The organism is Limosilactobacillus galli, from assembly GCF_947381495.1.
In the GTDB taxonomy this organism is placed as follows: domain Bacteria; phylum Bacillota; class Bacilli; order Lactobacillales; family Lactobacillaceae; genus Limosilactobacillus; species Limosilactobacillus galli.
Window position 1 is genome coordinate 88,997 of the sequence record NZ_CANCWK010000001.1, and the last position, 11,328, is coordinate 100,324.

The 11,328-nt window shown below is 50.8% G+C and carries 10 protein-coding genes; 3 read left to right on the forward strand and 7 right to left on the reverse strand.

Features of this window, described 5'->3' with window-relative positions:
* Positions 1 to 43 precede the first annotated feature (43 nt).
* From QOS10_RS00475 to QOS10_RS00485, 3 genes are read left to right on the forward strand one after another with little or no spacing between them, the layout of a single operon-like run.
* A complete protein-coding gene (locus QOS10_RS00475) occupies positions 44 to 1,384 on the forward strand; it encodes a Mur ligase family protein (RefSeq protein WP_283593032.1) in 1,341 nt (446 codons plus the stop codon).
* Positions 1,384 to 2,091 carry a type 1 glutamine amidotransferase gene (locus QOS10_RS00480; RefSeq protein WP_283593033.1) on the forward strand — a complete coding sequence of 236 codons (708 nt, stop codon included), beginning with the start codon at positions 1,384 to 1,386 and terminating at the stop codon, positions 2,089 to 2,091. The genes QOS10_RS00475 and QOS10_RS00480 overlap by 1 nt, the downstream gene beginning before the upstream one ends.
* A gap of 34 nt (positions 2,092 to 2,125) precedes the next feature.
* Positions 2,126 to 2,401 carry a hypothetical protein gene (locus tag QOS10_RS00485; protein WP_283593035.1) on the forward strand — a complete coding sequence of 92 codons (276 nt, stop codon included), beginning with the start codon at positions 2,126 to 2,128 and terminating at the stop codon, positions 2,399 to 2,401.
* A 131-nt stretch (positions 2,402 to 2,532) separates the two neighbouring features.
* On the opposite strand, the gene QOS10_RS00490 is transcribed toward QOS10_RS00485, so the two are convergent.
* From QOS10_RS00490 to QOS10_RS00520, 7 genes are all read right to left on the reverse strand, one after another.
* Positions 2,533 to 3,954: a basic amino acid/polyamine antiporter gene (locus QOS10_RS00490; RefSeq protein ID WP_283593036.1), complete on the reverse strand. Its 1,422-nt coding sequence runs from the start codon at positions 3,952 to 3,954 to the stop codon at positions 2,533 to 2,535.
* 16 nt (positions 3,955 to 3,970) lie between these two features.
* Entirely contained in the window at positions 3,971 to 4,441 is a 471-nt protein-coding gene (locus QOS10_RS00495) for an arginine repressor (protein WP_283593037.1), read from the reverse strand.
* Between the two features lie 126 nt (positions 4,442 to 4,567).
* A complete protein-coding gene (gene arcA, locus QOS10_RS00500; RefSeq protein WP_283593039.1) occupies positions 4,568 to 5,800 on the reverse strand; it encodes an arginine deiminase in 1,233 nt (410 codons plus the stop codon).
* Positions 5,801 to 6,021: 221 nt separating this feature from the next.
* Entirely contained in the window at positions 6,022 to 7,035 is a 1,014-nt protein-coding gene (locus QOS10_RS00505) for a serine hydrolase domain-containing protein (RefSeq protein ID WP_283593041.1), read from the reverse strand.
* Positions 7,036 to 7,144: 109 nt separating this feature from the next.
* A complete protein-coding gene (locus QOS10_RS00510; protein WP_283593042.1) occupies positions 7,145 to 8,983 on the reverse strand; it encodes an ABC transporter ATP-binding protein in 1,839 nt (612 codons plus the stop codon).
* Positions 8,949 to 10,709, reverse strand: coding sequence for an ABC transporter ATP-binding protein (locus QOS10_RS00515; protein ID WP_283593043.1), 1,761 nt, complete (start codon positions 10,707 to 10,709; stop codon positions 8,949 to 8,951). The genes QOS10_RS00510 and QOS10_RS00515 overlap by 35 nt, the downstream gene beginning before the upstream one ends.
* On the reverse strand, positions 10,706 to 11,173 hold the full coding sequence (locus tag QOS10_RS00520; protein WP_283593045.1) for a MarR family winged helix-turn-helix transcriptional regulator: 468 nt from the start codon (positions 11,171 to 11,173) through the stop codon (positions 10,706 to 10,708). The genes QOS10_RS00515 and QOS10_RS00520 overlap by 4 nt, the downstream gene beginning before the upstream one ends.
* Between the last annotated feature and the right edge of the window lie 155 nt (positions 11,174 to 11,328).

Genomic DNA, 11,328 nt, shown 5'->3' on the forward strand with positions numbered 1-11,328 from the left:
AAATTAAACGGTATTTAATCTCACAAAGAAAGGAATTGTCTCGATGTCAATTCGAAGCTCATTTGCTGAGTTTGCCGGCCGGTCAAGCTACTGGTTCCTCCACACCTTCATGCATGGTGGAAGCTCTTTGCCCGGTAAACTCACCCTTAAACTCGACCCCAATATTCTGCAGTCTTTCAGTAAGAAGTATGACCTGGTCATCGTAACGGGGACCAACGGAAAGACCCTGACCACGGCTCTGAGCGTCCGGGTCCTCCGGGAAAAGTACGACCAAGTGCTCACCAACCCCACCGGCTCCAACATGGAACAAGGAATCGTGACGACCTTCATCACGGCCCCTCGTGCCAAGAAGAAGGGATTGGCAGTGCTGGAAGTCGATGAGGCCAACGTGCCAATTGTCTGCCGCTACATCACCCCAAAGGCCTTCGTCTTCACCAATATCTTCCGGGACCAGATGGACCGTTATGGGGAAATCTACACAACCTACAATAAAATCCTCCGCGGGGTCAAACTGGCTCCCAAGGCGACGATCATCGCCAACGGGGACGAACAGCTCTTCCACAGCAAGGATCTGCCTAACCCGATCATCTACTACGGGTTTAACCACGAGCACCACGAGGCCTTCAATGCGCCAGCCAATACCGACGGCCTGCTCTGCCCAAAGTGCCAGCACATTCTGCAATACCACATGCGGACCTATGCTGGCCTGGGCGACTACTTCTGCCCCCACTGCGGCTTTAAGCGGCCAGAGTTGACCTACAGCGTCACTAAGATTGACAAGCTGACCCCAACCAACTCGACCTTTGAGATCGATGGGCACCAGTACACGATCGGAATTGGTGGTCTCTATAACATCTACAATGCCCTGGCCGCCTACTCTTTGGGCCGCTTCATGGGCGTTGCACCTGAGCAGATCAAGCACGCCTTTGAATCCGACGAACGGGTCTTTGGCCGGCAGGAAATTATCAACGTGGATGGCAAGCAGGTCACGATCATCCTGGTCAAGAATCCAGTGGGCCTCAACCAGGTCCTTGACATGATCGAAACTGACCCGAAGCCGTTCAGTTTCGCCTTCCTGCTCAACGCTAACTACGCCGACGGAATCGACACCAGTTGGATCTGGGACGGCGACTTCGAGAAGCTAGCCCGCCACCAGATTCCGCAGTACATGACCGGTGGTGAACGCTACAAGGACATCACCACCCGGTTGACCATGGCCGGCATCGATAACGTTTGGCACGAGCCGGACCTTACCAAGGTCATCGACAAAATCAAGCAGATGCCGACTGAACACGTCTACATCCTGGCCACCTACACGGCCATGCTCCAGTTGCGTAAGCTCCTGGCAGAAAAGGAATACATCAAGAAAGGTGGAATGGACTAATGGCAAAGTATCATCTTCGGCTCGCCCACCTCTATGGCGACCTGCTGAACACTTACAGCGACGTCGGCAACATCATTGCCCTGCGCTACTACGCCAAGCAAATGGACGCCGACATCAGTGTCAAGGTTATCAGCATCGATAACCAGTTCAATCCCAACGACTTCGACCTGGCCCTCTTTGGCGGTGGCCAAGACTACGAGCAGCTAGTCGTCTCCCGCGACCTTCCCAACAAGAAGGCCGGCATCGACAAGTTCATCAATGATAACAAGCCGATGCTGGCAATCTGCGGGGGCTACCAGCTGCTGGGCCACTACTACATCGGTGCCAACGGCGAGAAGATCCCCGGTCTGGGCATCCTCGACCACTACACCCTCAGCCAGGACAACAACCGGTTCATCGGCAATATCACCATCAAGAACCCTGAAACCGGACAGGAATACCACGGTTTTGAGAACCACAACGGCCGAACCTTCATCGGGAAGGGAGAAAAGCCGCTGGGAATGGTGGTCAAGGGCCACGGTAATAATGGTGAGGACCACACTGAGGGAGCCATCTACAAGTCCACTTACTGTTCCTACTTCCATGGTCCAATTCTGACCCGGAACGGCGAAATTGCTAAAACCCTTCTCTTGCGGGCCTTAAAGAATAAGTATCCGGACGTCGACTTCAGCCAGCAGGAAGCCCTGAAGATCAAGCCAACCTTTTAAGGAGGAACCTGGGAACTCGCTACTGCTTTTAGGATTGACGATCACCTTCCTGGTGGAGAGTCTCTACGAAATATACCAATATCTGTCACTCAAGTTTATTGCCCAGCACGCTCCGCACTTTGACAATCACCACCATCTGCCAAGAATATTGCAAATTGAGCAGGCCTGGAACTGGCTATCATGGCTGCTCTTCTTGCTCCTCATTATTCTGTCCCAGCGCTATTCGATCCTGTTGATCAGTATTCTCACTACGATCGAAACCGTGATAGTCTTTCGGGTAAGTTACTTCAGACATCAAATTACCCGCTAGCAAAAAAAGCTAACATGAAGTCTTAATGAACTTCATGTTAGCTTTTTTGTTGTTCTCAACAAAAATAAGGTGATCAGATGCATTTAGCACCTAATCACCTTATTGCATTCGCATTAGTTTTACCCGCTTAATTAGCTAATGGCAATTGTGCCGTTAGCAACAAGCCAGATGGCAACAACGGATAATACCAGAATCAAGGTCATAACCCACTTTTCAGCAGCAGACATCTTGTGGTTGTTTTCCTTGCATGCCAGGTAGTAAATGTAGAAACCAGGAATGAAACTGATGGAAACCAGCAGAACTTCTTGCCAACCAGCTAAGAACATGCATGCAAACATGAAGGCAGCGGAGAGAAGTCCGATGGTGAATTGTCCCCATTCACCGTGTTCTTTACTGTACTTCATTTGGTAAAGACCAACGAAGAGGTAGGAGAACAGGATAGCTGCGGCACAAAGGGAGTAAGCAAATTCGTAAGCCTTTTGCGTGAACAGCAGTGAGAACAGGAAGATCGTCTGCAATACACCAGTGATCATCAGAGAAGCCGTTGGGGCGTTCTTGGCGTTGGTGTTACCCCAAAGCTTTGGCATAGCCTTATCTTCGGCAACCAGCATCGTCGTTTCGGCTGGCAGCATGGTCCATGACAGCCAGGAAACAATGGTGGAGATGATCAGACCAACGTTGATCAGGATTGAACCCCAGTTACCAACAGTCATTTGAAGAACGTGACCAATAGCAGGTTGACCCATTCCGGCTAATTGAGCACGAGTCAGAACACCGTAAGGCAGAACAGAAATCAGAACGTAAGCTAATACCAAGAGGCCGTAACTGATCAAAGTAGCTTGTTGAGCATCAGAACGGGACTTAGCACGGTGACCCATAACGGAGGCACCTTCAACCCCGATAAATACCCAGATCAGTGTCATCAGAGTACCCTTCATTTGACTCCAAACGGGACCAGTGGTCGTACCCTTAGATGCGTTGTTGGCAACCCGGCCCCAGAAGTCGGCAGTGAACATGCCGCCCTTGAAGCTGACAATCATGATGATGATGAAAATAATCAGTGGCAGAACCTTGCAGATCGTCCCAATCATGTTAACGAATGAAGCAGTTTCAACACCATTGTTAACCAGAATAGTCAATAACCAGCAGAAAATAATAGCTACAATGATTGACGGAACGTTCTGACCACCTTTAAAGACTGGGAAGAAAGTCCCCAGAGAAGCCATCAGCATCGTGGCAAAGGCAATGTTACCCAGCCATGCTGATAACCAGTAGGACCAACCAGAGATGAACTCACCCATTGGTCCGAAGCCAGCGCCGGCATAAGAGAAAATCCCGGCTTCAAGGTCTGGCCGTTTTTCAGATAAGTTGTTCAATGAAAGAACTAACATCAAGAAACCTAAACCTGCAAAGATCCAGGCAAGCAGTGCTGGACCTGGTGCAGCGGCAGCTGAGACATCACTAGTGATCCCGAATATCCCAGTACCAATACATGAACTAACAATCAGGGCAATTAATTCGCCCTTACCGATACCTTTTTTCTCAGTATCCATTTATATCCCCTCGTTTCTACACAATGCGTGTGTTAATGTGCTTTGTAATCAGATTATAGACCAGCTTGGCATCCGCATTATCCTTACTAATAATGATTAAGGTGTCATTTCCCGCGATTGTTCCGACAACTTCTGGAATATCAAGCTCGTCGAACATCCCCGCTAAAATTGTCGCGTAGCTCGAATTCAGTGCCGTCTTGACGACATTTAAGAACTGAACAGTCTCGATTGTCCGGACATTATCATGAATCCCCTGATAAAGCCGGTTAAAATCGTGCTCGGGCGCCAAATGCAGCTGAACATAATAGGTATGTCCTTTGCCGTCATTGGCTTTGACAATATTAAGCGCATGAATGTCACGAGAAATGGTCGCTTGGGTTGTCTCAACGCCGGCCTCTGTCAGGAGTTGCAACAACTCGTCTTGGGTCTCAATCTTACGATCATTGACTAAATGCTCAATAAATTTCCGTCTCGCTTTTCGATCCATTCGCGGTCCCTCTCAATAAAGTGGTTACACCTAAATAATACTAGAAAAAGCAGCAAAATTATACCCTTCCTCCGTGATCGTCTAAGAGTTAAGCGGATAATATTTGCTGCTTTCATTTAGTTAAAATTACTTCTTAAGATCTTCACGAACAAGTGGGCAGGACATGCACCGTGGACCACCACGACCACGGGATAATTCACTTGACCGAACCTCATGAACGAGAATTCCGTGCTTACGCAGCAAATCATTTGATACATAGTTCCGGTCATAAGTTACAACTTCACCTGGAGCAATCGTCAAGGTGTTGGAACCATCATTCCATTGTTCACGTGGAGCAACAATTGGGTCACCATTACCAGTTGGAATAAGGTCGATTTCAGGTTCGCCCAGAGCTTCTTCCAGAACGTTCTGCAAGTCAGTCCGGTGCTTGATTTCGATCTCGCCATCCTTGCCTGGGTGAAGGATGTAAGTGTCAACTTTACCGTTTTCATCCAAGATTTGCGGGTGAACAGTGAACTGGTTGTAGTTGATCATCGTAAAGACGGTGTCAAGGTGCATCATAGCGTGGTTGTGTGGAATGTGAATAGCAATAACCGTGTCGTAGTTGGAGTCCTTGAAGAGGTTCCGTGCGATGTCCATGATGGCATCTGCTGACGTCCGTTGTGAAATACCGATGGCGAATACGTGGTCACTAAGTACCAATTCGTCCCCACCTTCGATCCGGGTGTCGTGGTAACGGTCACGCCATACATGTACGCCCTTGTTTGCGAAACGTGGGTTGTACTTGATGATGTATTCAGTGAAGAGAGATTCACGCCGACGAGCCTTGAAGGTCATGTGGTTGATGGTAATACCGTCACCAATGGAAGCTTGTGGGTCACGAGTGAAGTAGGCGTTTGGCATTGGGTCCATGAAGAATGGGTAGTCCTTGTCTTCAGCCATTTCAGCAAGTGAAACAAACTTAACATCGATCTCGTCCTTACGAACACCGGCGATGATCTTGTCAACCATTGCTTGGGTATCCATGCTGAGCAAGTATTCCTTCAATGCATCGTGAACAGCACCAGCTGCGTAGCCGGATTCTGCCAGCATTTGTTCAAGGAACTTGTCCTTAACTTGACTGTCTTGCAGAGCTTCTGCGGCTAACTTGGCGAAGTATAATACCTCAATTCCTTGTTTACGCAGCGTGTCGGCAAAGTAATCGTGTTCTTCCTGTGCAATTGGCAGGTATGGAATGTCATCGACAAGCATCCGATGAAGGATGTCAGGGTAAACGTTTTCGATTTCGTGCCCTGGTCGGTGAAGCATAACTGTCTTCAGCTTTCCAATTTCAGATGTTACATGAATTGGACTTTGCATATACAATCACTCCTTTTAGAGATTCACTTGATTACGTAATATATAATAGCACGAATGTAACCGTTGTCAAATGCTGATTTGACAATATTTTGTGTAGTTATGCATCCGGATGTATCAATTTAAATCAGCTCTCTTATTTTATGCACTGCGCCGGTCGTAATTGCATATTTTGCGTCTGCTGTATGCATGAAAGTTGAATAATAATTTCACAAACTTTTTATTTAGTTCTTTTCACGCAGGTAGGTCGCATAAATCTGGTCACGGCAATCTAGGTATTTCTGGTTGCGGGCTGTCGGGTGGACCCGATTTGATAAGAGGATAAAGCCTTGATCGTTTTGCCGATCGAGGATCATCCAGGTTCCGGTAAAGCCGGTGTGACTAATCAAGAAGTGGCCGTCGCGGCGGTCATGCAGCAATTTCCACCCCAGAGAACGGCTATGTGGTCCGGAAATTAGGGTCTGATCCTTAAACATCGCATCCACCAGCTCATCGTTGAGCATTCCCTCTAAGTTATTTTCAATCAGCTGCCGGCCGAAAATTACCAAATCGTGCAGACCGGCAAACAGCCCCGCGCAGCCGCAGTGTTCCCCCAGGATATAGCCCTTGGGATCATGAACCTGCCCGCGAATCGGCCCCCGGCCCTTCTGAATTTCTGTCGGTACCGCTTCTGCCGGATCGGGATGAAAGCCGGCTGTGGTCATCCCCAGCGGCTCCAGCACACGTTGCCTGATCACCTCTTGCACCGGCTGATTGCAGAGCCGCTCAATGATCCAGCCAAGGTAAAGATAATTGACGTCAGCATACCGAATCTGCCGGTTCAGGGTGCTATCAACCGTTTGCTGGGTGAGAAAAGCCCGCTTTAATTGAGCGGCCGGCAACTCATTGCGGTGCGGAATGTAACCCCTGATGCCTGAAGTATGGGTCAGGAGGTTGCGAATTGTCGGTCGGCTGTCAGTAAATTCCGGCAGGTACTTTTGCACCGGGTCATCTAAGTGCAGCTCCCCTTCCTGGATGAGCATCGCGATCACGGGCACCGTTCCAACGACCTTAGTCAGGGAAGCCAGGTCAAAGAGCATCCCCGACCGTAATTTCTCGCGTGTCGGCTTCAACTGGGCCCAGCCGCGGGTGGCCGTCCATTCCTGCGTGCCATCAAAGATCATGTAGGTCATCCCCGGAACGATCCCCTCATCAACCATGGCATTCAATTGATTAATTGTTTCTTGATATTGTTCCATCTCTCAAGCTCCTTTAAAATGTCCTCCTCATTCTATAACCCGCCATCGAAAAATGGTAGTTTCCGGCAAAGGAAAAAAGCCGCCCAAATGGACGACCCTTCTATATAGATTAAATTGTTTGCCCCATGAACTGACTGTTATACAGGTCGGCGTAGAAACCGTTGGCCTTCATCAGCTGGTCATGGTTCCCAGTCTCGATGATGTGGCCGTGGTTGACCACAATGATCTGTTCGGCATTCCGAATGGTCGATAGCCGGTGAGCCACCACGAAACTGGTCCGCCCCTTCTGGAGAGCGTTCATGGCGTTTTGAATCAGGGCCTCAGTCCGGGTATCGACCGAGCTAGTGGCCTCATCGAGGATCAGAATCTCGGGATTAGCCAGGAAGGCCCGGGCAATCGTCAGTAACTGCCGCTGCCCCTGGGAGATGTTGGAAGCCGACTCATTCAGAACCGTCTGATAGCCATCCGGCAGCTCCCGAATGAAGCTGTCGGCGTAGGCCATTTTGGCGGCCCGGTAGACTTCCTCATCACTCGCGTTCTCACGACCAAAGCGGATGTTGTCCATGATCGTGCCGGTGAACAGCCAGGTATCCTGGAGCACCATCCCAATGTGCTGCCGCAGGTCGTGACGGGTCATTGAACGGGTATCATGACCGTCCAGGTAGATGTGTCCGCCCTGAACCTCATAGAAACGTTCCAGCAGGTTGATGATGGTGGTCTTCCCAGCCCCAGTTGGCCCGACAATCGCCACCATATGGTCAGCCGGCGCCTTTAGGCTGAAGTCCTCAATCAGCGGCTCGCTTGGCTGGTAGCTGAATTGAACATGCTGGAATTCAATCTTCGAGACCGGTTTAGTCGTTAATGGATGATCCGGAACTAATTCTTCGCTCATCTCTGGTTCATCCAAGACGGCAAAAATTCGTTCGGCCGACGCCACCGTCTGCTGGATAGTGCTGCTCAGGTTAGCGATCTGGGTGATTGGCTGCGAGAACTGGTTGGTGTACTGGAGAAAAGCCTGAACATTCCCCAGCGTGATCTGACCGTGGATGACCTGGATAGCCCCCGTAACGGCCACCATCAGATAGCCAAGGTTCCGGATGAAGTTCATCAGCGGGAAGATCAGGATAGAGAAGAACTGGGCCTTCCAGGCAGCTTGATAGTAACGATGGTTCTTTTCGGCAAACTGCCGTTCCTCGTCTTCTTCCTTATTGAAAGTCCGGACAATCGTGTGTCCGGCGTAGGTCTCTTCAACCTGGCCGTTGATCTTCCCCAACTCAGCCTGCTGTCGGCTGAAGAGCCGCTGGGCAGTCGGGGCCACAAAGGCGACCACTGCCAGACTCAGCGGAATCGTGAGCAGGGCCACCAGGGTCAGTTTCCAACTGATCGTGATCATCAGGATCAATACCCCGACGAAGGTGATCACACTGGTAATGATCTGGATGAAACTCTGCTGGAGGGTTCCGGCAATGTTATCCATATCATTGACCATCCGGCTCATGATATCCCCATTGCTGTGGGTATCGTAGAAGCTGACGGGCACCCGGCCCATCTTCTCCTCCAGGTCCTGCCGCAGGTTATAAACTACCCGTTGCGAGATCCGGGTCATGATGATCTGCTGGGCAAAACTAAAGAGGCCTGAGAAAACATACAGCAGGATCACCGTAACTCCAATGATCATGATCCGGTGGAAGTCAATCGGCAAAGCCGTCAGGTGGTGCCCGGCCTTAATCGCCGCGTACCCCTTCATCACCCCGTTATAGATGATCGTTGTTGCTTCCCCCAGGATCTTCGGGGCAATGATCGAGAGGATGACCGAGACAATCGCCAGGAAGATTGAGAAAATGACGCCCGCTTTCCACGGCCGCAGGTAATCAATTAGCCGCTTGGTCGTCGGCCAGAAGTGCTTAGCCTTCCTAGTCTTGGCTGGTGCGTTCCGCACGTTCCTCATCCCCCTTCTGAATCTGTGAGTTAACGATCTGCTGGTAGGTCTTGTTGTGGGCCTTCAATTCGGCATGGGTTCCCTGACCGACAACCTTTCCGTCATCCAAGACGATGATCAGGTCTGCGTCGGCAACTGTGGAAACCCGTTGGGCCACGATCACCGTCACGGCCTGCTGAACCTGCTCGTCTTGACGCAGGGCCATCCGTAACTCGGCATCCGTCTTAAAGTCGAGGGCCGAGAAGGAATCATCAAAGATGTAGATTGAAGCCGGTTTGATAATCGTCCGGGCAATCGCCAGCCGCTGCCGCTGACCACCGGAGAAGTTGCTCCCGTTTTGCTCAACCACGGTGTCAAGGCCGCCAGCCTCCTTCACGAAGCCATCCGCCTGAGCAATCTCCAGGGCCCGCCAGATCTGGTCATCAGTGGCCTGCGGATTACCGAATTGCAGGTTGGAGCGGATCGTTCCCGTGAAGAGAACGGCCTTCTGCTGCGTGATTGAAATTACCTTATGGAGGTCATGCTGGCTGAGGCGGTCGATCGGCTGACCGTCCACTTCGATCCGGCCGCTTTCAATGTTGAAGAGTCGGGGAATAAGGTTGACCAGGGTGGACTTCCCAGAGCCGGTTCCCCCGATGATCGCCAGCGTCTGTCCAGCCTTAACGTTAAAATTGAGATCCTGAAGAGCAAGCTTTTCGGCCCCATCATAGCGGAAATCAACGTGGTCAAATTGAAGAGATGCCAGGTGCGCCGGATCAATCTTGACCTGCTGGTCTGCTGGTAAGTCGGCAACACTGATCGGCGTATCCAGCACCGCGTTGACCCGGCTGGCAGAAGCAGAGGCCCTTGGCACAAACACAAAGACCATCGACAGCATCATGAAACTGATCATGATCTGGGTAGCGTAGGTCATGAAGGCAATCAGGTTCCCCACCTGCATCGTCATGTTGGCTATCAGGTGACTGCCCAGCAGGATGATACCGACGTTAGTCAAGCTGAGGATCAGCGTCATTACCGGAAAGAGGAATGAAACCAGGGTGAAGGCCTTAATCCCAGTCTGGGTGTAGTCTTCGTTTGCCGCCTTGAAACGGTCCTGTTCACGCTGCTCTTGCCGGAAGGCCCGGATGACCCGGATCCCGGTCAGGCCTTCGCGAAAGACCAAGTTGATCTTATCCGTCTTCTTTTGGATGCTCTTGAATGACGGAACCGCAAAGTACATTACGATCACGACCACCACGGCCAAAATCGGCAAACTGATCAGGAACACCCGGGTTAGCCGCGGCTCGCGGACATAGGCGAGGACGCACGCCGCCACCAGCATAATTGGTGACTGGAGCATCATCCGCAATACCTGAACCATTACGTTCTGGATCTGAACGATGTCGTTTGTTGACCGCGTGATCAGCGAGGAGTCACCAAAGGCATTGACCTCCTTGCTTGAGAAGCGCAGCACCTTGCTGAAAATCTGCCGGCGCAGTTTCTCCCCAACCTGCATGGACTGAGTGGCAGCAAAGTAGACATTGCCGCCCGCAGCCACCAGGCCAATGGCTGCTACCAGCAGCATCAGACCACCCTCACGCCAGATAAAGTGCATGTTTTGCTGCATGATCCCTTTATCAACCAGGTCGGACGTAATCGTCGGCAAGTAAAGGTCACAGGCGACCTGAATCAGCAGGAACACCACTGCCAAAGCTGTCGCCCACCAAACCAAGTTCTTCTTGGCAATCTTAATCACTTATCTTCATCCCTTTCCTCTTTTTTCAATGCCTCACCATAGTATTTATGGAGTTGAACCTGCATCTTATCGACCACCCGAATAAACTGTTCGCGTTCCTGGGGCGTAACCTCCGCAAGCAGGCGGTCAGCAAATGCAATGCGGTGCTTATCCAGCTGGATATGAAAATGCCGGCCCTGGTCGGTCAGGTAAACTCTGATCATCCGCCGATCCCGTTCATCGCGCCGCCGGGTCACGTACTGGTTGCGTTCCAGCCGTTCCAGGACCTCGGTCAAGGATCCCGGCTTGATCTGTGCCAGACCGGCGAGTTCTCGCTGGGTACATCCCTCATGACGGGCAATCAATTCGATGATCCGCCCTTGTCCGCGAAAGTTAGACGGCAGCGCGGAATAATGAATGGTGTTGTTAATATCCTTAACCAGGCTTGCCAAGCGCTTAAAAAACTCTTCGTCGGTGACCGTCACCACATCTTCCTCCTCACATAAAATAGTTAGGTACATAACGATTGATCATTCTACTACACAATCGGTAAAATGCAAACAAAAAAGGGGCTGTGACAAAAGTCCCTTGAAATAAAAGAACCATTCGGAATTTCCAAAGAAATTCTGAATGGTTCTTC